Source organism: Planktothrix tepida PCC 9214 (assembly GCF_900009145.1).
Taxonomy (GTDB): Bacteria; Cyanobacteriota; Cyanobacteriia; order Cyanobacteriales; family Microcoleaceae; genus Planktothrix; species Planktothrix tepida.
Genome location: NZ_LN889813.1, coordinates 462,803 through 488,456, shown reverse-complemented (window position 1 = coordinate 488,456; position 25,654 = coordinate 462,803). Strand labels below are relative to the sequence as shown.

The following is a 25,654-nucleotide window of genomic DNA, read 5'->3' as shown; positions in this document are numbered from 1 at the left end:
TGATTTGATGCAACTAATCTTAATTAGAAACCCGGTTTCTTGAAGGTTGTGCGATCGCATTCTCTAAGGGGTCAGAAACCGGGTTTCTCAACAAAGTTCGATTTGAGGCGACTAATCTTAATTAGAAACCCGGTTTCTTGAAGGTTGTGCGATCGCATCCCCCACATCCCATTTAACAGGCAAGATGCCTGTTCTACAAATGGCTCAACCCCCTACAGCGCAAGAATTCAGTATTTTTTCACGATTTTTATTAGAACCCTGGATAATAGAGGCGGTAAGATGGATAATACCTGATCTGTTCATCTGGGAGTAGGGAATCGCATGAGTCGGGGAGATGGTCGAAAGCTGAAACTCATGGTCGTCGATGACGAACCAGACAACTTAGATTTGTTGTTTCGGACATTTCGCCGGGACTTCCAAGTGTTCAAGGCCGACAGTGCCCTCAAAGCTCTGCAAATTCTCGACGACGAGGGTGAAATGGCGGTGATTATTTCTGATCAACGGATGCCAGAAATGAACGGAACCGAATTTCTCGGCAAAACCGTTGAACGTTTCCCAGACACCATTCGGATTCTGTTAACCGGATATACGGATGTTGAAGACCTGGTGGAAGCGATTAACTCTGGTCAAGTTTTCAAATACATCACCAAACCTTGGAATCCCGAAGAACTCAAGTCTGTTATTCAACAGGCTTCGGAAACTTACAAATTCTTCAAACAACGAACCAATGCTCTGCGGCGCGCTCTGCGTCGGGAATCTCTCTATAACGATGTTGTTAGTGCCCTGCGAGAGTCCCTGGACTACTCCAGTATGCTACAGACGATTGTTCGGACATTGGGAGAAACTTTTAATGCAACAGGCTGCTGTATTCGTTCCGTAGAAGAGGGGAAACTTTCGGTTCAAACCTTTTCTTTTGGCGGAGAAGGAGAGACTGTCCAAAGTTGGTTATCTCAACTGGAAATCCCCATGCAAGGGGTATTAGAAAGTCGAGAAACTCAAATTCAACAAGGACAAAACAGTACCAATACCATCACTGAAATTATTTTACCCCTGACCTATCAGCATGATTTACTGGCAATTTTAGCTTTGTATCAAGACAACAGCCTTTCTCCTTGGTCAGAAGATGATATTCAACTGTTGGAGGTGGTTTCTGAACAAGCGTCTTTAGCGTTGTCTCAAGCCAAACTCTATCAACGCACGGTAGAGTTAGCCGAACAAATGCGGAATGAACTTAAAGTCGCCAGCCAAATTCAAAATAATCTTTTGCGTCAAAGTTGGCCAGAGTTTGACACCTTTCGGGTACAAGCTTGTTGTCATCCCGCGCGGGAAGTGGGGGGAGATTTCTTTGAAGTCTTTATTCATCCTCAAGGAGATATTTGGGTGGCCTTGGGAGATGTCTCTGGTAAAGGGGTTCCAGCCGCATTATTTATGGCGAGTGCGATTTCGGTGATGCGTCGGGAACTGTCTCAGGAAAATTCCCCTGAACCCGATCAAGTCATGCAAAATCTTAATAGTATTTTATCGGATGATTTAGTCAGTAATAATCACTTTATTACAATGGTTTTGGCTCGTTACACCCCGTCTACGGGGCATCTCGCCTATGCCAATGCTGGACATATTTATCCCTTAGTCTGGTCACATCAAGCCATTAGGGAAGGGGCAAATCGCACTCCTTCATCGGTGCAGGTTGAACCGACGTTTCTCAAGACTCGTGGCATTCCGTTGGGAATTCTGCCTGTCTGGAGAGGCAAAGGAGACAGTTTCACGATTAATCCTGGGGAGGTCTTCTTAGTGACCAGTGATGGTATTACTGAAGCCACAGTGGTGCAGGAAACAACGGATGGTAGCCCCGCCATTCGATCAATGTTGCAACAGGAGGGACTTTGGAAGTTACTCCAACAACAAGAACAGCTAAATTTAGATGGTTTATTAGCGGCTATCCGCGAACATAATCCCGTTCAGGAAGATGATCAAACTATACTCTCTCTGGAGGTTTTGTTGACTGATGAAAACTGAGCTTCAAGTGCCAAGCGATATTAGGTTTTTAACAATTGTTGAAAACTGGTTATTGAGCAGTTTGGAAGTGGAGCTAGGAGAGCACGTAGATTGGCCCCGTCAATCCAATCGGTTTCGCCTCGTCCTCGCAGAAGCTTACTCCAACGTCATCCGTCATGCTCACCGCAATAAACCCGATCTTCCTGTAATGGTTCGTTTAGAATTTAAAGATCGAGATATTTCTTTAGAAATTTGGGATCACGGTACAGGCTATGAAGTGGATAATTATAATCCTCCTAAACCTGAAGATAAACAAGAAAGTGGTTATGGTTGGTTAATTATGAATCGATTAATGGATCGGGTCGATTATTGTTTACAAGTGGATGGTCGTAATTGTTTAAAATTAGAGGCTAGTTTACCCGATAAAGCTGCAAAATCTTAAATCAGTTATCAGTTATCAGTTATCAGTTATCAGTAGAGACGTGCCATGGCACGTCTGTACCAGTTATCAGTTATAAATTAATTGTTAATCCTCTTTAATGATTACTGATTTTTAATAATTCTAGCGCTGAAGCTAATAGTTTAACAATTACTTCTTCAATTTCTTCTTGTTCAGTTAAGAGGAATTGCCATCCTACATTAATGCTAAATAGGGATGTTTTGACAATTCCAAAGACCTGCACAACTTGTTGACCATTTTCTAAGAATTGGCTATTACCGCTTTGGGGTCTTAATTTCATCCCCTTGGCTTCCGTTTCCAGATAATTTTGAATCGCCTCTTGACCTGTAATTAATTCTGTAAAGGGTGCATATAGTTTTCCATTGGGAATAAATAAAGATGCCGTTGTTGCAAAATCTTCATCATTAAAGCTTTCAAAATAACGATATACAGCGATCGCATTAACGTTATCAATAGAAAGTTTAAATTGACACTCTAAGGGTGTTGTTGTCATTTTTACAAATCCCAAACCCTAAAATTTTTCTAAATTATAAATTTTAGAGAGTCCTAAATTTTCCTATACGCTAAAAATCTATCTATAGTATGAGTATCCCTGATCAGTCATCAGTTGATTAACCCTTAACTCTTAGACTGATAACTGATAACTGGTACAGACGTGCCATGGCACGTCTCTACTGATAACTGATAACTGATAACTGATAACTGATAACTAAAAAATGGATTCAGAACAAATCAAGCAAAAAGCCTTAATCTTGGGATTTCATAAAGTTGGGATTGCTGCTATTTCGGATATGCAGGATAATAACCAACGGTTACAAAATTGGTTAAATCAAGGGTATGCTGCGGATATGGCTTGGATGAATAATCCTAAACGCCAAGATATTCGTCAATTAATGCCAGAGGTTCAGTCTGTTATTTGTGTAGCGTTGAATTATTATACGCCTCAACAATATCCTGAAGGACAGGAATTTGCTAAAATTTCTCGCTATGCCAGGGGACGAGATTATCATCGGGTACTGCATAAAAAGCTGAAAATTTTTTGCGACTGGTTACAACAACAAGAAGCAGGAATTCAAGCGCGATATTATGCCGATACTGGGCCGATTCAAGATAAAGTTTGGGCACAACAAGCGGGTATTGGATGGATTGCAAAAAATAGTAATGTAATTACCAGAGACTATGGGTCTTGGGTATTTTTAGGGGAAATTTTAACCAATTTAACGTTAACTCCCGATACTCCCCATACTCAACATTGTGGCACTTGTACCCGATGTTTAGAAGCTTGTCCAACTCAGGCTATTACTCAACCTTTTGTTGTTGATGCCAATCGTTGTATTGCCTATCATACTATTGAAAATCGGGCTGAAACCTTACCCGAAAATATTAGCAAACAGTTAAACGGCTGGGTCGCAGGGTGTGATATTTGTCAAGAGGTTTGCCCTTGGAATCAACGCTTTGCTCAGGAAACGAACGTTATCGAATTTCAACCCTATCCTGAAAATCTTGCTCCTAAATTATCAGAATTAGCAGAACTTTCAGAGGAAGAATGGGATCAACGCTTTCGTGCTTCTGCGTTACGACGAATTAAACCTCAAATGTGGCGACGCAATGCTAGGGCTAATTTGGAGTTTTAAGAAATTCAATATTTTAATTTATACCCTTTGAGATATAGCAATTTTATCCCCGATTCATTTTCATAGGAGTAATTCTGTGCAAAAATTCAAAAACGATTAGGTGAAAATAGCCTGTGTTTCCTATAGGGTTACAAGCCGGTTTTTGGGGTTTGGTGAGTGGTTCTGCTTTAATTGTTGGAGCCACCATTGGTTACTATGCCAAAATTTCACAACGTGCCATTGCTGCGGTTATGGCTTTTGGTGCGGGTGTTTTAATTTCTGCCCTATCCTTTGAATTAATGGACGAAGCTTATAAACGGGGGGGTTTTGACTCCACCGCCATCGGATTTGTCGGGGGTGCAGTGGTTTATACGGTAGCGAACTGGTATTTAAGCCATCAAGGGGCGAAACATCGCAAACGTTCAGGTCAGCAGCAAGCCAAAGAAGAGGAGAATAGTGGGAGTGGACTGGCTATTGCTTTAGGAGCACTCCTAGATGGTATTCCAGAATCGATTGTGATTGGAATCAGTTTAATCGAAGGGGGAGCCGTGAGTTGGGTTACGGTTGCGGCTGTCTTTCTGTCCAATATTCCCGAAGGACTTTCGAGTGCGGCAGGGATGAAACAAGCCGGACGGTCAATTCGCTACATTTTTGGGATTTGGGGCGGTATTGCTTTACTGTCGGGAATAGCATCCTTTTCAGGTTATACGCTGTTCAGCCACTTTTCGGTAGAGGTGATTGCGGCTACAACGGCTATAGCTGCGGGGGCTATTTTAGCCATGCTTTCGGACACAATGATTCCCGAAGCCTTTGAGCAAACCCATGATTTTGCAGGATTAATTACGGTATTGGGATTTTTGGCTGCTTTTATCCTCAGTAAGTTAGGCGGATGAATCTTGGCCAAATTTTGAGGAATAAGCTATAACTACCAGTGGCCCATCAGGTGCAGGAGAGTTAACCATGAAATTGAAATGGGAATTAATCGCTGGACTGCTCTTAGTTTGGACAGTTCCGGTTTTTGCTCAAGTTTCTAATACGCAGGTACAAGCATTAGTTGAGGCGTTACGTTTAGCTGCACCCCAGACGGGAACGCCGAATGATGGATTGTATTCAGCGTGGCAAATTAAACCAGAGAATATTCCCCGGTGGTCAAAACTTTGTATCGGTGAGGAAATGACCCCGGCTCAATTTGAAGCAGACCAGACAAAGGCTAAACAGGTGTTAGGCTGTGTGATGGGGGATGTGTTGAAAGAAGAATATCCCAAAAGTCAGAATAATGAAGCGATTGCTATTCGTCGTGCTGCGGCTTGGTGGATGACGGGCGACCCGAATCAATATAACCAAGGTCAAACGGCAACTTACACCCAGAAGGTATTGCAATTTTATGAGCAACAACGCTCTTAGAAGAGGGAACAGGGAACAGGGAACAGGGAACAGGGAACAGAGGGGACAATAAAATAGGGAATAGGGAATAGGGAATAGAAAGAACAAGTTTTAAGTAGCTTTTAATACAATAAAGTTGCGGAAAATACGGTTATGAGATCAGGGGATTTACATCTGAATCCCTGTTGATGTAGAAAGCATCTTAATAGCGATCGCTTCTTGATAGAAAAGGCGATCGCTATTCTTTTGATTTTCAATCTGTGTATTTTTTATTTTTAAAATAAAATAGTCCTTGAATCTTAGCCGATTAAAAATAATTTTGTATCAAATTTAATCAACGTATTCCCAGATATACAGCCACTTTTTAAATTTTCCGCTTATAAAGAATTTATTTTTAGCTCCAAAGCCTATCTATTGATAAGAATATTTCCCCAAAGTCAGATATTTATCTCCCGAAAAGAAGATGACCTACAATCAGCCTGCTGAATAAAATTATCAAAGCTTACCTAACGCTTAGTAGAGGATGCCGTACTGATTTTAGATCGGTTTTCACTACCTTAGCAGTATTTACAAAATCACTAATATCTTATTAAAACTTCAGATAAGTAGGGCTGGCTCAACATTAATGTTTGAGATATCATCCAGTGTCTATTTTATCTCAAGATGTCGAATAAAAACAGGAGGTTTTCATGAGAATTGCACAAATTGCCCCGTTATGGGAAAGAGTCCCTCCCCCAGCTTATGGCGGTACAGAATTAGTTGTAGGATTGTTAACGGATGAATTAGTCAAACGAGGTCACGAAGTCACCTTATTTGCATCAGGAGACTCGATCACTCTTGCTGAATTAGAATCCGTTTGTCCCCGTTCTTTACGCTCAGATCCGAATGTTAAAGAACCGGGACTTTATGATATGTTGCAGTTAGCTCAGGTGTATGAACGAGCTTCTGAATTTGATATTATTCACTCCCACGTTGGCTGTGCAGCCTTACCTTTCACCCATTTAGTTAAAACTCCAACGGTGACAACTCTGCATGGGATATTCACACCCGACAATGAAAAAATGTTTTTCCATGCCCGTCAGCAACCCTATGTTAGTATTTCCAATGATCAACGGGAACCACGACTAAAATTAAACTATGTTGCCACTGTTTATAATGGGATTGATACTAACACCTATCAATTTTATCCCCACTATCAAAACCCTCCCTATTTAGCCTTTTTAGGCAGAATGTCCCCGGAGAAAGGCCCCCATTTAGCGATTGAAATTGCTAAAAAATTTGGATTACTTTTAAAAATGGCAGGAAAAATCGATGCCGTTGACCAAGACTACTTTGATACTTTAGTGAAACCCCAAATTGATGACAACCAAATTCAATTTTTAGGGGAAGCCAATCATGCTCAAAAGAGTGTGTTAATGGGGAATGCCTTTGCCACCTTATTCCCGATTACTTGGCGAGAACCTTTTGGGTTAGTGATGGTAGAATCCATGGCAACGGGAACCCCAGTCATTGGGATGAAAATGGGTTCAACTCCTGAAGTAATTGCCCCTGGAATTTCAGGATATTTGTGTAAAACCGTCGATGAATGTGTGGCAGCTTTAGAAAAAGTTAAACTGATTAATCGGGCAAAATGCCGTCAATATGTCATTGACAACTTTAGTGCTAAACGCATGGCAGATGGTTATGAAGCGGTTTATCAAAAACTCATTGCTGAACGGTTCAGCCAAAACGGAAAACTCAAGAGTTTAACCGCAGCTTAATCTTGAATATGCAGCGTTAACGGCCTATTATTGTCATCACTTATTTTTCAGCGAGTCCAAAACGTTCAACCTGAAAACAATCTTAGGGTTGTTTACTCATCGCTGGTAGAATAAACTTTCATACAATCTGGATTTATCTATGAACCCCTTAAATCAAACGGTGAAAACATCTACTTTCCATACTTCGCCAGGAACTACTCATAAAAAATCAACTGCTATTTCTCCTCGTTTAGCAGGTCGAAATCGACAGCCCATTGCCTTAATTTCTGTTCATGGCGACCCGGATGTTGATATTGGTCGAGAAGAAGCGGGAGGTCAAAATGTATACGTTCGTCAAGTCGGTGAAGCCTTAGCCAAACTCGGTTGGCAGGTGGATATGTTCACCCGCAAAATTCACCCCGACCAACCCACCATTGTCCAGCATTCTCCCCATTGTCGAACCATTCGCCTCACCGCCGGGCCATTAGAATATATTCCCCGTGATGAATTGTTTGAATATTTACCTGAATTTGTGACTGCGTTTCAAAAGTTTCAAGCGAAAGAAGGTACAAATTATCCCCTAGTTCATACTAACTATTGGTTATCCGCTTGGGTGGGACTACAACTGAAAAAACACCATAACGTTCAGTTAATTCATACCTATCATTCTTTAGGACAGGTCAAATATCAAGCGGTTTCTAACCGTCCCAGAATTGCAGAGACGCGGTTAACCATTGAACAACAAATTTTAGAACAATCCAATACGGTTATTGCTACCAGTCCCCAAGAAGAAGAAGTTCTGCGTCATACGGTTTCCCAAAAGGGTCATATTTCTGTGATTCCTTGTGGTACAAATTTAGAAAATTTCCACGTTATTTCTAAACCAGAAGCGCGGCTAAAATTAGGATTAGACCCCCACGAACCGATTATTTTATATGTCGGACGCTTTGACCTTCGCAAAGGCATTGAAACCTTAGTTCGCGCCTGTCATCAATATCAAATGACCCAAAACGAACCCTTTAAATTAATTATTGCGGGAGGGTCTGACCCAAATAAAAGTGATGGTCAAGAACGGCAACGCATTGAAACCATTATCAATGAATTAGGGTTAACAGAACAAACCTATTTTCCGGGGCAATTAAGTCATGATATTTTACCGTTGTATTATGCGGCGGCGGATGTGTGCGTTGTTCCCAGTCACTATGAACCGTTTGGATTAGTTGCGATTGAAGCGATGGCTTGCGGAACTCCGGTGATTGCATCTAATGTGGGAGGATTGAAATTTACGGTTATTCCTGAAGAAACCGGGTTATTAGTTTCTCCTCAAGATATTAACGGGTTTGCTGATGCGATTAACCGGATTTTAACTGATGATATTTGGACGCAAAAACTGAGAAAACAAGCTTCAGTTCGTGTCAGTGAAAACTTCAGTTGGTCTGGCGTTGCGATTCGTTTGAGTGATTTATATCGCCGGATTTTAGCAGAATCCATTATGGATGAACGATTGTTACCTGTATCTCGTTCTGTTATTAGTTCTGAAGTGGCTGCCATTTCAGCAACAGCAACTACTCGCAAAGTGTCTTAAAGACTGAGAAATATTCATGACTCCCCTTTCCTTCTGAATCAAGAGAGTTGGGGAGTTATAGTTTTTAAGGAAGAATAAAACCTTGATTCAGGCTATTTGAGATTTTCAATAAAGCTCTTCTGTTTCCAGTTGTTTTAAAAAAATATAGCATTCAGAAAAAATAAAATTTTTTCTTTATCAAAATTTTACATACATTTCAAAAAAACGGTTTTATACTTAAAAAAGGCAGATTAAAAGATATTCTTCAATTCCACCTGCCTAAAATCTCCTATTTCTAGGATTTGAGGGAAATTTATTGTCATTTTTTCCAGTAACAGTCACAGTAATTTAGTCATGATCTCAGAAAAAATCGAATTTGACGGCAGAGTATTTATCCCTGCTGAGGAATTACCCATATCGGAATGGCCTTGTGTCGTTAATGAGCGACCTCAACCCACCTTAACCCTCAAAGATGACGATTTATTTTTAATTACGGACACCTTGGGAAATATTACGCGGTTTTTAGCCGATGACCGTCAAGCGAGTTTAGGATTATTTTGTCATGATACCCGTTTTTTGTCTCGATTAGAGTTACAAATTAGCGGACAAGCTCCTATTCTTCTGAGTAGCGATGCTCAAAAAGGATTTGCCTTATCGGTATTATGTGCTAATCCTAAAATTAACGAGCAACTTCCCGCCGAAACCATTGGAGTAGAACGAGAAATTGTCTTAAATGGGGGCTTATTTGAAGAAATCAAGATAACTAATTATAGCACCTCTCCGGCTGAATTTGAAATCAGTCTCAGCTTTGGTTCGGATTTTGTCGATTTATTTGAAATTCGAGGTTTCCATCGAGACCAACAAGGACGACCTTTTAAACGTCAAATTGAACAACCCAAATCCTTTGATAATGAAGACCTTGAAGTCCCCACGCTCAAAGGAGAAGACAAACATCAAGAAATTAATTTGGGGTATCAAGGACTTGATGGAAGTTTCATGGAATCTCGGATTTTATTTGTGCATCTACAACCCAATTTCATTAAAGATAATACGGCTATCTGGCACTTAAATTTAGCCTCCCATGAAACTCAAATTATTGGCTATAGGTTACAAATGTTAACCAATAATCGCCCGACTTCTGCCGTTCATGCTCCATTAACCTTAGTGCAAGCTAAAGCCGCAGAATTAATGGAAGAACAACAATGGTGGACATCCGTTACCCGAATTCGCTCGAATAATCGGGAATTTAATCGGGTTATTCAGCAAGCAGAACAAGATATTTATTTATTACGTCAAACCTTTGGAAAAGAAAAAGGCGTCTCAGCCGGAGTTCCTTGGTTTTCCTGTTTATTTGGTCGAGATTCCATTATCACCGCCTCTCAAACCTTAATTCTTGACCCAGAAATTGCCCGGTCTACCTTAACGATATTAGCTCAATATCAAGGTCAAACCTATGACGATTGGCGAGATGAAGAACCGGGAAAAATTCTCCATGAATTGCGGATGGGAGAAATGGCAAGATGTCAAGAAGTTCCTCACACTCCTTATTATGGAACTGTTGATGCAACACCCCTTTGGTTAATGTTATATGCCGAATATTTTGCCTGGACACAGGACACCGAAACCCTAGAAAAATTATGGCCGAATGCACGGGCGGCGATGGATTGGATTGATGCTAAATGTCAAGAAAATGGCTACCTTTGTTATTTCCGTAAATCCTCCAGAGGGTTAGTTAATCAAGGGTGGAAAGATTCAGGAGATTGTATTGTTAAACGGGATGGAACTCTGGCGGTTGCCCCCATTGCCTTATGTGAAGTTCAAGCCTATGTTTATGCGGCTAAAGTGCGAATGGCAGAAATCGCTAAAATGCGAAAACGGATTGATTTAGCCGACCGTTGGCAAGAAGAAGCTCGACAACTGAAAATGCGGTTTAATCGAGATTTTTGGGTCAAAGATTTGGATTTTTGTGCCTTAGCGTTAGATGGAGAGGGACAACCCGTTGATAGTATTAGTTCTAACCCCGGTCACTGTTTACAATTAGGAATTTTAACCCCAGAAAATGCCAAAAGTGTAGCAGAAAGATTACTCGCACCGGATATGTTTAGTGGGTGGGGAATTCGTACCCTCAGCAGTCTTTCTCCGGCTTATAATCCGATGGGATATCATACGGGTTCAGTTTGGCCCCATGATAATAGTTTAATTGCATTAGGATTGCGCTCGATTGGATTTATTGATCAAGCTTTTGAAGTCGCCCAAGGGTTATTTGATATGACGATGCAACAACCCTTACAACGACCCCCGGAATTATTCTGTGGTTTTCCTCGTATTGAAGGTAGTGCCCCGGTTAAATATCCCGTTGCTTGTTCACCCCAAGCTTGGGCGAGTGGCAGCATTTTTCAACTGTTACAAATGATGATGAATTTAGTTCCTGATGCGTCGAGTAATCACTTAAGAATTATTGACCCTTCGTTACCTGAATCCATTAATCATATCTCCGTTCGTAACTTAAAAATTGGTTCAACGGTGATTGATTTAGAATTTGAACGAGATAAAGATGAAAATGCCACCGCCTGTCGAGTTCTTAAAAAACGTGGAAATCTGCGAGTTGTTATAGAAGCTTAATCTTTTTCGGGTGCGTAAGCTATTAAGCAAACGCACCACTGTTTCATCGTTAAATTAAGGCTCAATAAAATGCGCCCAAATTGAACCATCTGGCCCTGCAACTTGATTCATATAACCAGAGGAATAAATAATTCTTCGACCCTCAGTATTAGAATATCCAGTGTAGGCATCTCCCCAAGGATCATTAACAATATATCCCTGATTATTATAGCCAATGACGGTGATAATATGACCCGATGGAGTCGTATCTACGCCAATTACAACCGGACGACGATTAATTAATTCATTTTTCAAATCAGACCAATATCGAGTGGTGCTAAAACTGGTTTTAAATCCATAGGCGCGAATTAAAGCTGATAATACATTATGATCGGTTTGAGAACCTGTCCCCCCATAATTAAAACACCATTGCAATAATTCATCTTCTAATTGTCCGCCCCATTTCGGTCGCACACCGTAATAATACATCACCATAGCAATAGAAGTAACGTTACAAGTAGACCAATAAAAACGGGGATTATCTCGTTGAGAAAAATAAGGAACATTTAACTCTAATTGAGGGGGTAAAGGGTTAAAGACTCGTCCTCCCCGTTTGAATTTCACATACTGGGGAAAAATATAACCCGTATTTCCAAAATTCGGCAATTCTTCCAAGAGAGAAACCTTAATATGGTTATTTTCCAAAGCATAACTTTTCACCCCATAAACCCGTCCCAAGGGTAAAGTTGTACGCTCAGAGTCTTGCAATTTGCTAGAATCAATCGCCTGTTTTTTCAAGATTGTTTTTTCTAAAACTGTCAGGGTAATTGCATCAGGATCATAACCGATTTCTTGACCATCTCGAATCAATTTAACGTGCTGCCAATACACATAACCCACTGTACCAAAACCGGGAATCGATTGGGCTAAAGTAACGCGAAAATGTCCTTTTATGCAGGCATACCCTTTAATGGTAAAGGTTTGTCCTAATAATAATTCTTCAAATTGTTGAGGATCTAAATAAGAAGAATCAACGGGTTTTGCTTTGATTTTAGTTGTTTGTAATACCAACATTTGAGCATTAACATCGGTATCAGGAACGTCCTCAATATCAAAACGAAATACTTCTGATCCTTTTTTTAATCTGACATAATCGGTATACAAATAACCAAAGTTACCAATTGGCGGAATGGTATTTTCTAAAACAACTTTAAGATGACCATCCACTAAACCATATTTCAAAACTTTAAAGGTTTGACCCGCTTTTACCGCTACTTTTTGTTGTTGATTTAAGGACGCTGAATCAAAGGGAACAATTTTAAATAACGTATCTTCAAGGATTTCTAAGGTTAGAGCTTCTCCGACGGTCATGGCATTTTCACTAACCGTAATATTAATCACTTGACTGGCGGTAACATTGTCTTGAGAGTCCAGTGCTTTTAACCGTAACCACCGATATCCCGCATCACTAAATCCTTTGTTAAATTGACAATTCCAGGTACTTTCCTGCCAATCTAAACTTACATCAAAGCCATAGCGATCTTCAGCAAATAAAGTAATTTTAGCAGTGGTTTTGGGATCAAAAGTTCCTTTTAAAACCACAGGAGTATTGACTAAAACTTCCGTTAGCCCCTGATAAGTTAAGGTTTTATTGGAGGTTAAAGAAACACTTCCACGACTCAGGAAGATAAAATCGGGATACAAATAACCCGTATTCCCAAAATTAGGAAAATTCTCGGTGAAAGCGACTTTAATATGACCGTCTTCTAAGGTATAGCTTTGTACCCCATAAACCATTCCCGCCGGGAGGGTAATTTTATCGGAGGCATTTAGGTAAGCAGAATCTACGGGACGTTTTTTTAACGGGGTTGTATTAACAATTGTGCAGGTTATCGCATTATTATCAAAAGGGATTTCTTGACCTTTTTCTAACAGTTGAGCATGATAGCGATAGACATATCCTGATTTACCAAAACCTGGAAATTCTTGATTGAGAGTCACCCGAAAATGATCGGCGATACAGGCATATCCCAACACCGTATAGGTGCTACCTTGAGGTATTTCAATATATTGATTCGATGCTAACTGAGACAAATCATCGGGTTTCAATTTGAGAGAGGTTGTTTGTGTTACCCACAATAGTTGACTTCCCGGAATATGATCTGGGAGTTGACTTTGATTAAACCATAATAACTTTGCTCCTTTAGTAACCACAACATGGCGTTGATAAACATAAACAAATTTCCCTAAGTTAGGTAAGGGGCTATTCAGTTCGAGTTTTAAATGATCATTGACCAATTCTATTGTATCTACAACTAAACTCTCCCCTAATTTTAGGGATTGTTTTTGTTGTTCATTTAATTGAGAAGAATCAATGGGTTTAACTTTTAATAAAGTATCTTGTTGAGGAATAATGGTATAATTAAATCGGGTATTAATCCCTTCTTGATTGACTGTAAAATCAATGACTTGATCTCCAATAATATTATTTTGATCAGCTTTTCCTTGCAATCTCAACCAGCGTTTTCCAGCCGTATTAAATCCATTTTCCAGACTCACTGACCAAATCCCCGCTTGAGGATTAAAATCGACGGTCAGAGGATATTTATCTTCTGCCATAACAGAAATTGTTTGGCATTGTTGAGGGTTATAGGTTCCCACTAAAACAACAGGTTGATCAATCAGAATGTCTTTTGGGCCGAGATACGTTACCATGTTTACAACTCGCTGTTAATAGAAATGAATAAAGGGTTAAAATCAGTAAAAAACCGCCCCAGAAAATTCTACGGGCGGCACGCTCAAAAATACGGATAATTTTGATGACAATTAAGCGCCCAGAACTGCTAAAATATCTTGAGCGTGGTTTGCAGTATTGACGGCTGCATCAACGTGGATAATTTTACCACTGCCATCAATGACATAAGTTACCCGTTTCGCATAACCACCACCATCTACGTCATAGGCTGTGGTAATTGCTTTGTCCGTATCGGCTAATAAAGGGAAGGGTAAACTATATTTCTCAGTAAATTGTTGGTGGGAGGTTTCATCATCAATGCTGACCCCTAAGACAGCGATATTTTTTCCTTGATAGGCTGTATAGTTATCGCGGAAACTGCACGCTTGTTTGGTGCAACCGGGGGTATCATCTTTAGGATAGAAATACATGACAACGGTTTTGCCTGCAAAGTCAGACAAAGAAACGGTATTCCCATTCGTGTCTTTGACGGTAAAGTTAGGGGCATCTGTCCCAACTGCTAAAGGCATTGTATTTCGTCCTCCTCAATGAGATTGAACTTGATGTTGACTCTATTAAGTTATTTTAAGACATTTTGGACAATCTGAAGAAAAAAGGATGAATTAGGACGATGGCAAGCATTACCATTCTAGTTGATGAAGATATAGGGCATAATTATTAAAGAACTTAATTAGCTATTAACCATGATAACTAATGTTGAAATTAACGAAGAACTGGTTAAGGAAGCCTTGCAGTTAACCCAGTTAAAAACAGAAAAAGAACTGATTGAATTGGCTTTACAAGAATTAATCCGTAACCGCAAAAAGCGGAATTTGCTAGATTTGAGCGGACAAATTCAATTTTCAACAGACTACGACTACAAAGCTTTGCGGTCAAACCGAAATGTTTCTGATTGATACTTCTGTTTGGATAAGTGTTTTCCGTGATCGCACAGGTGCAGTACGTCAATCCCTCGAAGCAATAATTAACAATAAAAGTATTTTTTTGAGTCGATTTACTCAGATGGAACTTTTGCAAGGTTGCCGAGACGATCGCGAGTGGACGCTATTAGAAACTTATCTTCAAGATCAAGACTATATCGAGGCTACTGCCGATACTTGGGTTGCTGCTGCCCGAATTTATTACGATTTACAACGACAGGGGTTAACGGTTAGAAGTAGTATCGACTGCTGCATTGCCCAATTAGCGATCAAACATCAACTCACTCTAGTTCATAACGATCGCGATTTTGAAACAATTCAGAGGGTGCGATCGCTCAATTGTTTGCGCTTTCGACCTGAAAATAATTAAAGATTGTTATAACTTCACGTCTCTAATATAAGTAGGTCGGGGTGATGCTATGCCATAATTAATTAGAGAATGAAATAAACAATTAAGCATAAAAACTTGTTATGAATTTAACGACTGGCTTGCTAAACCGTATTACTCAAACTCCAGGTCAATGTGGTGGTCGTCCTTGTATTCGAGGGATGCGAATTCGAGTCACTGATATTTTAGAAATGTTGGCGGAAAATGTTAGCATTACTGAAATTTTAGAAGACTTCCCGGATTTGGAATTAGCAGATATTCAAGCTTGTTTGCTGTTTGCCGCACGACGCACTGATTTTCCTAGACTAACAGCATGAAGATTTGGATCGATGCTCAACTGCCGCCCACACTGGCAAATTGGCTAACAGAAACCTTTGGGTTAGAAGCGAGTGCATTGCGAGATTTAGAACTTCGGGATGCTCAAGATCTGGAAATTTTTGAAGCAGCACGATCCGAAAATGTTGTGATTATGACGAAAGACAGTGACTTCTGCAATACCCTGATGAAAGACACAACACTATCGTTAAATTTGATACCGATTCGGTAATCCCCAACTCGAATGCGATAGTAGCCTGCCTCACCTTTTAGTTTTTTTAGATTGCTAACTTCACTCAATTTTTCTGCTTGCTCAACCCGTTCGATCACTTCCTGAATTCTAGGCAATAAGTTGGGATCAAGGATCTCGATTAAATCTTTTTCAAAACTCTTTCTAAATTCAATATTCATGGTTTTCTTTGCAGAATTTTGAAAATTTCCTCGCGGCTGACGACTTCAGTATTTTCGCCTTCTTTAATCGCATTTTCCATTCCGATATCTTGGAGGACTTCAGCAACAAGTTCAGAAAATACTTCTTTTTCTTCTTGCACTAACTCAAAAATAGCTGTTTTGAGCAATTCTTTGAGTTTAGTTTCGTCTAAGGTAATTTCAGTCATGGCTTTTTTTTGAGGTTACTTATATTCTAGCTTAATTATGGCTTCAAGCTTCTAAAATATTCCGGGGTGTGCCTTCTGTGGATTTGGGACAGTGGTGTTTTTTGGGACACATTGTAGGTAGATATCGGTGGCGGGATTATCGCGGTTATCCAATTTGCTACCGTCGCTGTAGAAGAGTTGGAGGGTGTGGTGAATGTTGGTTGTGGTGAGTTGGGAAAGTTGGGCAAGGTTGACCATTGGGATATCACTATGCTGTAATTATACACATAGCTTCAAATTAACTCTCTATGGCTGAAACTTACTACTTTATTAAAGATTTAATCAATGATGTACAGAGGGGAAGGATTAGAATTCCGTCTTTTCAACGGGGTTTTGTTTGGAAGTCGGAGCGGGTTTCCCTCTTTATAGACAGTATTTATAAAGGGTTTCCTTTTGGTTCTGTATTGATTTGGAGAACTAGAAATTGTTTACGAACTGAAAGGAATCTAGGGCCTTATAAACTTCCTGAGAATGATTTGGAATATCCAATAGATTATGTGCTTGATGGGCAGCAGAGAATAACGTCTATTTTTGGTATATTTCAAAATTATCTTACTGCTGGAGATAGCGAAAATACTGATTGGACTAATCTGTTCTTTGAACTAAATAGTGAAGAATCCGTTCCCTTTCAATATTTGAAAGATTCTACAAATTATGATGCAACAAAATTTTTTCCGCTCAAGTATGTTTTCGACTCTCCTAACTATAGAAAAGCTACTAGAAATTTAGATGAGAATCTAGCACAACAGATAGACGAGCTAGTAGACAGATTTACCAAAGCTAGAATTCCTGTAGAACGATTTGAAAGTGAAGAACCGAAATACGTTGCCACCGTTTTTGAGAGGATTAATAGGCAAGGGGTTGAATTAGATACTTTGCAGCTTTTATCTGTTTGGAACTGGAGTGAAGATTTTGATTTACAAGAGAAGTTTAGAGAAGTTGCTGAAGAATTGGAACCATTCGGCTTCAAAGAGGTAGGCTCTGATTTACTTCTCAAATGCTGCTCTGCGGTAGTAATGAATAGTGTTAATCCAGAAGGTTTTATGGAACTTCCTGGTAGTGCAGTACGAGACAAATTTGAAGAAATCCGCAGAGGCATATCCCTGTCTATTGACTTTTTGAAAACTGAGCTAAATGTTTTCTCTCTTAAGCTTTTACCAATGGAAAACATATTAGCTGTTTTAACTTCATTTTTTGCTTCGTCACAGAAGCAACCCCCTCCGGTCTCTCAAGAGAAAAACGAAGTTATCAAGAAATGGTTTTGGCGTGCGTGCTTTTCTCAAAGATATGCAAGGGGAGGAGCTAAGAGTACAGATATAGATTTGGCAGAAGTCCAAAACTTTAAGGCAGGCAAACCTCATACACTTGGAGACTTTGACGTATCCTTAGATACTAGCTTCTTTCTCAATAGCTCCTTCCGAATGTCTTCAGTTGCAACAGGTACATTTATTCTTCTTTTAGCACAAGGAAAACCATTAAACTTGATTCAAGGGACAAATGTATCTTTACAAAAGGTTTTATCCCTAGGTAATCGAAATGAATTTCATCATATTTTTCCAAAAGATTACTTGGAAGGACTGAACAAGTATAAAGATAACCAAATAAATTGTTTGGCAAACTTTTCATTACTTAGCCGAACGGACAATAATAAAATAAAAAATTTACCACCTAGCAAATACCGTCTTCTAATGCCTACTGACACTAAAACTTTTGATGAAATAATAGCAACGCATTTCTGTCCTGCCAATGTGTTCGAGGATGATGACTATGAGAGCTTTCTAACGTTAAGATCTGAATTGTTGCTTCAAAAAGCAAAAGAACTATCCCAAATTGTTTAGTTTATAAAGTTCTTGTAGTCTAGCTGTCTACTGATACATCCTTCTTTGAGATGGGGGAGAGTGGAGATCGATCATGGGTTATCTTCCCCAAACTAACGAAGGGTAAACCATTATAAGAATTTATTCCTAACGCCACATTCAAACGTTAAGTTCTGCAACAGTTTTTGATGTTAAACTTGAAATTATGTAACTCTGGATACAGAAATAATTTGAGTTGTCAAGTTGAGACAACTAGAACATAAAGAGCAACGTTTGATGAGGGACAAGGAACGATGAAACTTAATCTCAAACAAGCGGATACAGAGATTCAACCGCAATGGCAACCGATTGTGGGATATCCCTGTCCGCCAGAATTTGAACCCTCAACCTGGGTAAAACTTTGGCAACAACCCAATCCCTACAGCCATGATGAAGCGTTGCTTTTATGTCAACTGACTGAGGATGAATGGGTGGCTTGGATTCCCGATCAAGGGGAAACGGTATTATATCGCTATCAATTCTTTCAGCGTTAACCCCTATGATGGGATACAGTACAAAAAGAACGTTATCCCATTCAAGTGTTATGACTGTTTTGGACTCTCCGGGGAAGTCTTCAATCCAATATTCTGAACCCACTCTCAAACGGGCTGAACGAGCGATCCGGTGTTCTCCGTTTCAACTGCAACTGTTTACAACCATGCGGTTGAGCAGTGTCGGTCTGAATGGAATTGCAGGACAGTCTGGGGTCAATTCTGCCTATACTTCCACCGCCTTAACGGAAGGGACAGCCGAAAATGCGTTACTTTGGCTGATACAAGTGGGGGTTCTGCGTCGAGAAGTTGATGGTCAGGGAATTACAGATAGTTTTCGCCTAACGCCCTTGGGACGGAAATTAATTGACCAATGGGAAAGCCAAAATCAAGGGATTCCTCAGCCTTCATTGTGCGATCGCTCGATCAATACTCTCAATCGTTGGTTAAGATTTCCAGTTTAAGTGGAACAGGCATCTTGCCTGTTAAACATTATTTTCCACCCGATTGTAATAACTGTAAAATTTCCGCTTGAATCCGTTGTCTAAAAGAAGGGTTATTTTGTTGTTGACGGGTCATCTCATTGAACAGAGAAACTGTTAAGCCCTTAGACTCAATAATCTGTTTAGCTTGGTCGCAGTAACTCACCGCCAGTTTGGGTGCATTTCCGGGTAACGCTGTAAAACTGGTGGGTTGATCACAAATAATCCGGGGAACATCCCCAACAATTTTTTTGATTTCATTCGCTACTTCATGACGCCGGGATTCTAAAGCCAACGCAGCCCGGGCATAATTCCTAATATTTTCTTCACTATAATTAAAGCTCTCCTGGGCTTGAGCCGCAGAACCCCAACTGAGATAGGGAATGGGTTGGGAGGGGGTTTGACTCCATCCCAGGAAACCACCACAAGCGGATAGAACAGCAACGGTTAAAGATTTGGATAGAAATTGACCAATGGGAAATGTAGTTTTCATAAGTAGTTCAGAATATATCAACTCAAAGGGTTCTGCTGGTAACAGAACATGAAACTTATCTCGGAGTGAGGTCTACTTTCCTTAAGTTCCAGAAGAGTTTTGTAGGTTCTGGAGTTCCGATTGAATGCGTTTTTGCAAAGCCGGGTCAGCTTGCTGACGTTGGGTAATTTCGTTAAACCGACCAATGGTTAACTCGTTGGTTTCGATAATCGACTTAGCTTGAGTACAGTAATTCACCGCAATATCTCGAACTGCTTTATCCAGCCGATTAATGGTTTGAGTTTCATTACAAACGACAGGGGGGATAGATTTTCCGGCTCCAACAATCCCTTGAATTTCGTTATAAGCGGTTTGACGTCTGGGTTCAATCCCTAAAACAGCACGAGCATAGTTGCGAATTTCTGTTTCGCTAAATTCTGGGGATTGTTGCGCCTGAACAACGGTATTGAACCGAGAAGCCGTTGAGCTTGATACATCGGGGACAATCCCCAATACAATAGCACCACTGGAGAACAGCCCCAGCATTAGGCTCTGAGCGAGTAATCGGTGCGGACGCATAAATCGCAAGGAACGCAAGAAATCCATCATATCGAGATCTTCTGATACCAAAGGGAACCGTGAAAGTGCTTAGTTGTCTTGAATTATTTTATGCCTAAGAAGTTCCTCATCCAAAACTTAAAAATGCTTCAGTGAAGAATTTGAACACCAATCACAAGTTCAACTTCTATAAAACTGAGGGTTTGACTTGCACAAACAAAAACTTGATACCCAAACACTGCAATGGGATGACCTAATATTTTTTAGGTTATCAATCCATTGTATCCTGAAATGTTGAGAAATTGGCTCAACTCAGACCTTTAAAAATGAAGAAAACAAACGGGGTGATTGCGGCGGGACATTCAGAAACCGTTCAAGCAGGTTTGGCAATCTTTCGCGCTGGGGGAAATGCCTTTGATGCTGCTGTAGCTTGTATGTTAGCAGCTTGTGTGACGGAACCGGGTTTAACGTCCCTTGCGGGTGGGGGATTTTTATTAGCTCATACTAACACAAATCAAAACATTTTATTTGATTTTTTTACCCAAACTCCCCACTATAAACGCCCGACATCAAACCTAGATTTTTATCCGGTGGGCGTTAATTTTGGGACAACAATTCAAGACTTTCATATTGGTTTAGGGTCTATGGCAGTTCCTGGAGTTTGGGCGGGGGTGATGCGCGTTCAAGAAACCTTGGGACGTTTACCGCTTTCTGTTGTGGCTGAACCTGCGATTATTTTAGCTAGACAAGGGGTTGAAGTTAACTCTTTTCAAGCTTATACGTTTTCTAATTTATTGCAACCGATTTTGTTAACAACGACAGAAGGGCGAGAAATTTATGCTCCTAATGGTGATATTTTAAAGTTAGGCGATCGCTTAATCATGACTAATTTTGCTCAGACTTTAGAAGCTTTAGTTTCTGGAGAAAAGCGAGAATTTTATGAAGGTGAAATTGCTCAAACGCTAGTTCAAGATTGTCAAGAAAAAGGGGGACATTTAACCTTAGAAGATCTCAAAAACTATACCGTCATTGAACGAAATCCTTTAAAAACTAACTATCGCGGAAAAACTATATTAACAAATCCGCCTCCCAGTTCTGGAGGAACCTTAATTGCTTTTGCTTTACAACTTTTATTGTCTCTTGATTTAACTAACCTTCAGTTTGGCAGTTCACAACATTTACATCTCTTAAAAACAGTAATGCAGTTCACTAATGTCGCTCGCAAAGAAAGGTTAGATGATTACTTACATCAAGACAATATTGCTGAAAATTTTGTCTCTAGTTTTTCTAGCTATCAACAACCGTTTATTGATGCGGTGAATAAATGGGGAAGTACCACCCATATTAGTGTTTTGGATCAAGAAGGAAATGCAGCTACTGTAACAACATCTAATGGAGAAGGTTCAGGATATATTATCCCTGGAACGGGAATTATGGTCAATAATATGTTAGGGGAAGAAGACTTAAATCCCCAAGGATTTCATCAATGGCCGGAAAATGTTAGAATTTCTTCGATGATGTCTCCTACCTTAGTCTTAAATCAGGAACATAAACCGGAAATTGTTCTAGGTTCGGGCGGTTCAAATCGAATTAGAACTGCAATTTTACAAGTTTTATTAAATTTAATAGATTTTAAAATGTCCGTTGAAGATGCCGTTAATAGTCCCCGTGTCCATTGGGAAAATCATCGCTTTGATATTGAACCGGGGTTTGATCCTGAATCTGTTAATACTTTGGATTTATCTCCCCAGGATGTGATCAGATTATGGCCGGAAAAAAATATGTTTTTTGGCGGAGTGAATACTTTAGTTAAAACATCGGATGGACAGTTATTGGGTGCAGGAGATATTCGCCGAAATGGAGTCAGTTTAAAGAGTTAGTACACTTAATACAGCGAGTTTAATCTAATATTCGACGCGATCACTGGATCAGTTGTGAAAAAATATGGACGTAGCCCAATATAAACACAAAGAAATTAGGTTACAATTAGCTAAGGTTGGTTTTAATCTTTAGGGTAAATTGTTTAAATAAATTTAGGAGGTTTGATGATGACTTTTCAAGAAATAATAGACTCTATTGAGGCTTTGACGGTTGAGGATCAGGAACGTTTATTTGAGTTAATCCGTAAGCGGAGAATAGAGAATCGTCGGTCTGAAATGGCAGCTAATGTTTAAGAAGTTTTTAAGGCTGTGGAGGCGGGAACAGCGATGAAAGGAACTTTTGAGGATTTGAAGTCCTATTTGTTGGCAGAGGATTTAGTCATCAAAGAGGGAGTATGAACAAATCATTGACAATTTCCAAAAAATCGTTTAGAATATAGCCTAGGAACCAAGATTAATTTATCAAAAGATGTTTCAGCTAGTTCAATCGCTAAAGATTGGCTTCTCCGTTTAATCATAAATTTTTCGGGTCTTGGTTCTCGGTTCAAGCGTTTCAGGATCAATAGACGGCTTAAAAAACGATATAGGACACAAATAATCAGGAAAAAGTTAATGAATCTTCCTGAATAGATTTCTGTGCCTATGTGTTGGGTTATTTTTGATTGTTCCTGACTTCTGGAATGAAGTCTGATGTTCATGCTGAACAAGGAGGAACTTGTGATTACGACAGCGATCTTCCCAGCCCGATATGTTCAAGGAAATCATGCCATTCGGTTTTTGGGTGAAGAATTAAGCCATTTAGGTCAAAAAGCCTTAGTAATTATGGGGCCCGTTATTTTTCCTAAATTGCAACCCCTGGTTGAGGAATTTACCCAAGGAAAAATAGAGATTTATCTCGAACGCTTTGGCGGTGAATGTTGTGATCTCGAAATTGAACGCTTGGTTAGTTTAGGCGCGGCTCAAAACGTCGATTTAATTGTAGGAATTGGAGGCGGAAAAACCATCGACACCGCTAAAGCGACCGCCTATAACCTCAAAGTTCCGGTTGCAATTGTTCCCACTATTGCTTCTACCGACGCCCCCTGTAGTGCCCTATCAGTGATTTATACCCCGGAAGGGGTCTGGGAACGTTATCTCGTCTTACCGCGTAACCCCGATCTCGTTTTGGTCGATACTAATCTGATTGCTCAAGCTCCGGTTCGCTTCCTCGTCGCTGGAATGGGGGATGCGTTGGCGACCTGGTTTGAAGCCGAAGATTGTCAGATTAAACGAGCTAAAAATATGACCGGGCGCATGGGGCCAATGACTGCCTTTAGTTTGGCTCATTTGTGCTACGAAACCTTGCTTGAATACGGTGTTTATGGGAAAATTGCCTGTGAACAACAGGTGGTAACTCCCGCCTTAGAACGAATTATTGAAGCCAATACCCTACTCAGTGGGTTGGGTTTTGAAAGTGGTGGATTAGCGGCGGCCCATGCGATTCATAATGGGTTTACGGTTTTGGAAGAAACCCAGAAATTCTGGCATGGTGAAAAAGTGGCTTTTGGGGTTCTAGCAATGTTAATTTTAACCGATCGCCCCAGCGAAGTTATTGATCGGGTGTTTGGTTTCTGTGAATCTATCGGACTCCCGACAACGTTAGCCGATATTGGACTTGAAGGAGTCAGTCGTGAACGCTTATTACTAGCCGCAGAACGCGCTTGTGGTACGGGTGAAACGATTTATAATGAACCTTGTGAAATTAACCCTGAAAGTGTTCTGGCTGCCCTGTTAACGGCTGATGCTAAGGGACGGGAACGGAAACAATTCTAAGTTAATTGTTTGAGAGTTTAGAGTTTATTGAGGAAGTTAAAGTGCGATCGCTTTTTGATTAGGAAATTATCAAGAGGCGATCGCACAGTTAGATTAAGATTTAAAAAGTATTGATGATGATAGTTCTGATAATTTATGGGATAAATTACCGGGGAGGGAGGTAAGCTATGATGTTGGAAGTTGATCGCCAAGTTTCTTTAGCTTTTTATCAGCGCTTACAAAAGGTTGTTCCAATTTTGGAGATGAAAATTTTTGGTTCAAGGGCGCGAGGTGATGCAACGAATGAGTCAGATTTAGATGTGTTTATTAAGGTTGATACGATGGATCGTTCTCTCAGGAAAAAAATTATCGATTTGGCTTGGGAGGTTGGGTTTGAGTATGATCGCGTGATTTCAACTTTGATCGTGACGGAGCAACAGCTAAAAACTGGGGCTATGGGTGCTAGTCCTTTGATAGCTAAAATTGCTCAAGAAGGTATTAAGATATGATTTCTGAGCAATTACGGTTATTAGTTGAGTACCGTTTTTCCCAAGCAAAGCAAACTTTAGAAGAGGCTAAGATTTTAGTCAATAATTGCGCTTATCGAGGTAGTATTAATCGCTCTTACTATGCGATGTTTTATGGGACGATGGGTTTGTTAAGCCTTAAAAATATAGGCAGTTCTAAGCATAGCGGAGTTATTAGTTTTTTTGATCGGGAGTTTATCAAAACAGGTGAATTGTCTAAGGATTTATCGCGTAGTTTGCATCGTGCTTTTGAAGAACGCCAAATGAGTGATTATGGGGAAATGCTAGAACCTGATGAGTTGACGGCGAGGGAGTTGATAGATCAGGCTGATGTTTTTATTTCTTCGATTATAAAGGAGAAACATCAACATTGAGTTTAAAATCTGCTGCTTTTGAGGCAGAAACTTCGATTACATAATCACCGCTTTTCGGTAATTCTCCTTGCCACTTTTTGCTATCTTTAATCGTACCAATAATTTGACCATTCGGATCTAAAATATTAATATCGACGGTTCCTTGTTGAACTTCCAGAGACATTTTTTGTCCCTCTGCACATTCTAATTTATATTGTCGTTTTTCTGCGGGTTTAATTGCGCTTGTTAGGGTTGTTCCCGTTGTCCCAGGGTCAAATGTTACCCGTTCATTGGGGATATTCGGTTGAGGGGAAATAGAAGGGGTTGGTGTAGGGGAAGAAGTGGAAGCAGTGGAAGTATTCGCAAAAGGTGGTAAAGGTTGTAAGGGTTGGGTTCCCGTTACTCCACGAGAACTTAAGTTCATTTTAAGATCAAAGGTTGTTGCTCCTTTTAAGGCAGTTAAAACCAGTGTATATTGACCCGTTTGGGGTAAATCTTTGCTTTTAATCTGTTGTCGATCTGGCGCATAAAGCCAAATACATAAATTATCTTCTGTGCGATAATTTAACTGTTGACCTGCTTTGGCGGGAAATTGATATCCTAAATAATTCCCTTGACGAATTTGACCGGATTCTTTTGTATTAACAGCCGTTAATGTAATTAATTTAATATTTTTTGGATCAAGATTGCTTTGAGGTTGTTCAGAACATTGTTCTATTTTTTCCGATGAATTCGAGTTTACAATATTCATGGTGGTGGAAAGTTGTTTCCAATGTTCCGATAGAACTTCACAGCCTGTTAATAAAAATAATAATAGAAATAAACCTGTTTTTTTCATAAATGTTTTTTCAATAA

Annotated in this window: 27 protein-coding genes and 1 pseudogene; 20 read left to right on the top strand and 8 right to left on the bottom strand. The window is 40.0% G+C overall.

All coding sequences use genetic code 11. The annotated features are described in order from the left end of the window. The first annotated feature begins 321 nt into the window (after positions 1-321). Both PL9214_RS24770 and PL9214_RS24765 read left to right on the top strand, forming a co-directional pair. Positions 322-2,016, top strand: a complete 1,695-nt coding sequence (locus tag PL9214_RS24770) for a SpoIIE family protein phosphatase (protein WP_072721856.1) — start codon at positions 322-324, stop codon at positions 2,014-2,016. Then, positions 2,006-2,437: an ATP-binding protein gene (locus tag PL9214_RS24765; protein ID WP_072721854.1), complete on the top strand. Its 432-nt coding sequence runs from the start codon at positions 2,006-2,008 to the stop codon at positions 2,435-2,437. The genes PL9214_RS24770 and PL9214_RS24765 overlap by 11 nt, the downstream gene beginning before the upstream one ends. Before the next feature lie 94 nt (positions 2,438-2,531). Here PL9214_RS24765 and PL9214_RS24760 read toward each other — a convergent pair whose 3' ends face one another. Then, complete coding sequence (locus PL9214_RS24760) at positions 2,532-2,948, bottom strand: nuclear transport factor 2 family protein (protein ID WP_072721853.1); 417 nt, start codon at positions 2,946-2,948, stop codon at positions 2,532-2,534. A 223-nt stretch (positions 2,949-3,171) separates the two neighbouring features. Between PL9214_RS24760 and queG the strand changes: the two genes are divergently transcribed. From queG to PL9214_RS24730, 6 genes are all read left to right on the top strand, one after another. Continuing rightward, a complete protein-coding gene (gene queG / locus PL9214_RS24755; protein ID WP_072721851.1) occupies positions 3,172-4,089 on the top strand; it encodes a tRNA epoxyqueuosine(34) reductase QueG in 918 nt (305 codons plus the stop codon). Positions 4,090-4,202: 113 nt separating this feature from the next. Then, positions 4,203-4,961, top strand: a complete 759-nt coding sequence (locus PL9214_RS24750; protein ID WP_072721849.1) for a ZIP family metal transporter — start codon at positions 4,203-4,205, stop codon at positions 4,959-4,961. Between the two features lie 67 nt (positions 4,962-5,028). Then, complete coding sequence (locus tag PL9214_RS24745) at positions 5,029-5,472, top strand: hypothetical protein (protein ID WP_072721847.1); 444 nt, start codon at positions 5,029-5,031, stop codon at positions 5,470-5,472. Positions 5,473-6,140: 668 nt separating this feature from the next. Further along, the gene (locus PL9214_RS24740; RefSeq protein WP_072721845.1) at positions 6,141-7,211 is read left to right on the top strand and encodes a glycosyltransferase family 4 protein; all 1,071 of its coding nucleotides are present in this window, start codon (positions 6,141-6,143) and stop codon (positions 7,209-7,211) included. A 139-nt stretch (positions 7,212-7,350) separates the two neighbouring features. After that, positions 7,351-8,775, top strand: coding sequence for a glycosyltransferase family 4 protein (locus PL9214_RS24735; RefSeq protein WP_083580174.1), 1,425 nt, complete (start codon positions 7,351-7,353; stop codon positions 8,773-8,775). Between the two features lie 333 nt (positions 8,776-9,108). Continuing rightward, the gene (locus PL9214_RS24730) at positions 9,109-11,376 is read left to right on the top strand and encodes an amylo-alpha-1,6-glucosidase (RefSeq protein ID WP_072721843.1); all 2,268 of its coding nucleotides are present in this window, start codon (positions 9,109-9,111) and stop codon (positions 11,374-11,376) included. 54 nt (positions 11,377-11,430) lie between these two features. Here the strand turns inward: PL9214_RS24730 and PL9214_RS24725 are convergent, their stop codons facing one another. Beyond that, a complete protein-coding gene (locus PL9214_RS24725) occupies positions 11,431-14,070 on the bottom strand; it encodes a C39 family peptidase (protein WP_072721841.1) in 2,640 nt (879 codons plus the stop codon). A gap of 111 nt (positions 14,071-14,181) precedes the next feature. Beyond that, a complete protein-coding gene (locus tag PL9214_RS24720; RefSeq protein WP_072721839.1) occupies positions 14,182-14,619 on the bottom strand; it encodes a peroxiredoxin in 438 nt (145 codons plus the stop codon). A 174-nt stretch (positions 14,620-14,793) separates the two neighbouring features. Between PL9214_RS24720 and PL9214_RS24715 the strand changes: the two genes are divergently transcribed. From PL9214_RS24715 to PL9214_RS31565, 4 genes are all read left to right on the top strand, one after another. After that, positions 14,794-15,006 (top strand): type II toxin-antitoxin system VapB family antitoxin, encoded by a 213-nt coding sequence (locus tag PL9214_RS24715; protein WP_072721837.1) that lies wholly within the window; start codon positions 14,794-14,796, stop codon positions 15,004-15,006. Next, a complete protein-coding gene (gene vapC / locus PL9214_RS24710; protein WP_072721835.1) occupies positions 14,993-15,400 on the top strand; it encodes a type II toxin-antitoxin system VapC family toxin in 408 nt (135 codons plus the stop codon). Before PL9214_RS24715 ends, vapC begins: the two co-directional genes overlap by 14 nt. A gap of 101 nt (positions 15,401-15,501) precedes the next feature. Beyond that, a complete protein-coding gene (locus tag PL9214_RS24705) occupies positions 15,502-15,735 on the top strand; it encodes a DUF433 domain-containing protein (RefSeq protein ID WP_072721833.1) in 234 nt (77 codons plus the stop codon). Further along, positions 15,732-15,965 (top strand): DUF5615 family PIN-like protein, encoded by a 234-nt coding sequence (locus PL9214_RS31565; protein ID WP_072721831.1) that lies wholly within the window; start codon positions 15,732-15,734, stop codon positions 15,963-15,965. Before PL9214_RS24705 ends, PL9214_RS31565 begins: the two co-directional genes overlap by 4 nt. A 2-nt stretch (positions 15,966-15,967) precedes the next feature. On the opposite strand, the pseudogene PL9214_RS24695 reads toward PL9214_RS31565, so the two are convergent. Together PL9214_RS24695 and PL9214_RS24690 are read right to left on the bottom strand one after the other, a co-directional pair. Further along, positions 15,968-16,144 (bottom strand): annotated as a pseudogene (locus PL9214_RS24695) (type II toxin-antitoxin system RelE family toxin); the annotation flags it as partial. Continuing rightward, entirely contained in the window at positions 16,141-16,350 is a 210-nt protein-coding gene (locus tag PL9214_RS24690; RefSeq protein ID WP_072721829.1) for a hypothetical protein, read from the bottom strand. The pseudogene PL9214_RS24695 and the gene PL9214_RS24690, both read right to left, overlap by 4 nt. A 287-nt stretch (positions 16,351-16,637) precedes the next feature. Here PL9214_RS24690 and PL9214_RS24685 point away from each other — a divergent pair, with 287 nt between their 5' ends. From PL9214_RS24685 to PL9214_RS24675, 3 genes are all read left to right on the top strand, one after another. After that, positions 16,638-18,227 carry a DUF262 domain-containing protein gene (locus PL9214_RS24685; protein WP_072721827.1) on the top strand — a complete coding sequence of 530 codons (1,590 nt, stop codon included), beginning with the start codon at positions 16,638-16,640 and terminating at the stop codon, positions 18,225-18,227. A 272-nt stretch (positions 18,228-18,499) separates the two neighbouring features. Beyond that, positions 18,500-18,739, top strand: coding sequence for a hypothetical protein (locus PL9214_RS24680; RefSeq protein WP_072721825.1), 240 nt, complete (start codon positions 18,500-18,502; stop codon positions 18,737-18,739). Positions 18,740-18,789: 50 nt separating this feature from the next. After that, positions 18,790-19,200: an Npun_F0494 family protein gene (locus tag PL9214_RS24675; protein ID WP_072721824.1), complete on the top strand. Its 411-nt coding sequence runs from the start codon at positions 18,790-18,792 to the stop codon at positions 19,198-19,200. A 28-nt stretch (positions 19,201-19,228) separates the two neighbouring features. Here the strand turns inward: PL9214_RS24675 and PL9214_RS24670 are convergent, their stop codons facing one another. Then, positions 19,229-19,711 (bottom strand): DUF4168 domain-containing protein, encoded by a 483-nt coding sequence (locus PL9214_RS24670; protein WP_072721822.1) that lies wholly within the window; start codon positions 19,709-19,711, stop codon positions 19,229-19,231. Between the two features lie 81 nt (positions 19,712-19,792). Further along, positions 19,793-20,269, bottom strand: a complete 477-nt coding sequence (locus PL9214_RS24665) for a DUF4168 domain-containing protein (RefSeq protein ID WP_245824361.1) — start codon at positions 20,267-20,269, stop codon at positions 19,793-19,795. A gap of 305 nt (positions 20,270-20,574) precedes the next feature. On the opposite strand from PL9214_RS24665, the gene ggt reads away from it, so the two are divergent. The 5 genes from ggt to PL9214_RS24640 all read left to right on the top strand — a co-directional run bounded on the left by ggt (position 20,575) and on the right by PL9214_RS24640 (position 24,820). Further along, positions 20,575-22,128, top strand: coding sequence for a gamma-glutamyltransferase (gene ggt, locus PL9214_RS24660; protein WP_072721818.1), 1,554 nt, complete (start codon positions 20,575-20,577; stop codon positions 22,126-22,128). A 165-nt stretch (positions 22,129-22,293) separates the two neighbouring features. After that, the gene (locus PL9214_RS32815) at positions 22,294-22,422 is read left to right on the top strand and encodes a hypothetical protein (protein ID WP_281250367.1); all 129 of its coding nucleotides are present in this window, start codon (positions 22,294-22,296) and stop codon (positions 22,420-22,422) included. 423 nt (positions 22,423-22,845) lie between these two features. Continuing rightward, positions 22,846-23,940, top strand: a complete 1,095-nt coding sequence (locus PL9214_RS24650) for a glycerol dehydrogenase (protein WP_072721816.1) — start codon at positions 22,846-22,848, stop codon at positions 23,938-23,940. Positions 23,941-24,107: 167 nt separating this feature from the next. Further along, positions 24,108-24,428 (top strand): nucleotidyltransferase domain-containing protein, encoded by a 321-nt coding sequence (locus PL9214_RS24645; protein ID WP_072721813.1) that lies wholly within the window; start codon positions 24,108-24,110, stop codon positions 24,426-24,428. Continuing rightward, positions 24,425-24,820 (top strand): HEPN domain-containing protein, encoded by a 396-nt coding sequence (locus PL9214_RS24640; RefSeq protein WP_072721811.1) that lies wholly within the window; start codon positions 24,425-24,427, stop codon positions 24,818-24,820. The genes PL9214_RS24645 and PL9214_RS24640 overlap by 4 nt, the downstream gene beginning before the upstream one ends. Here the strand turns inward: PL9214_RS24640 and PL9214_RS24635 are convergent. Then, the gene (locus PL9214_RS24635) at positions 24,795-25,637 is read right to left on the bottom strand and encodes a hypothetical protein (RefSeq protein ID WP_072721809.1); all 843 of its coding nucleotides are present in this window, start codon (positions 25,635-25,637) and stop codon (positions 24,795-24,797) included. The two genes, PL9214_RS24640 and PL9214_RS24635, sit on opposite strands and share 26 nt — an antisense overlap. Between the last annotated feature and the right edge of the window lie 17 nt (positions 25,638-25,654).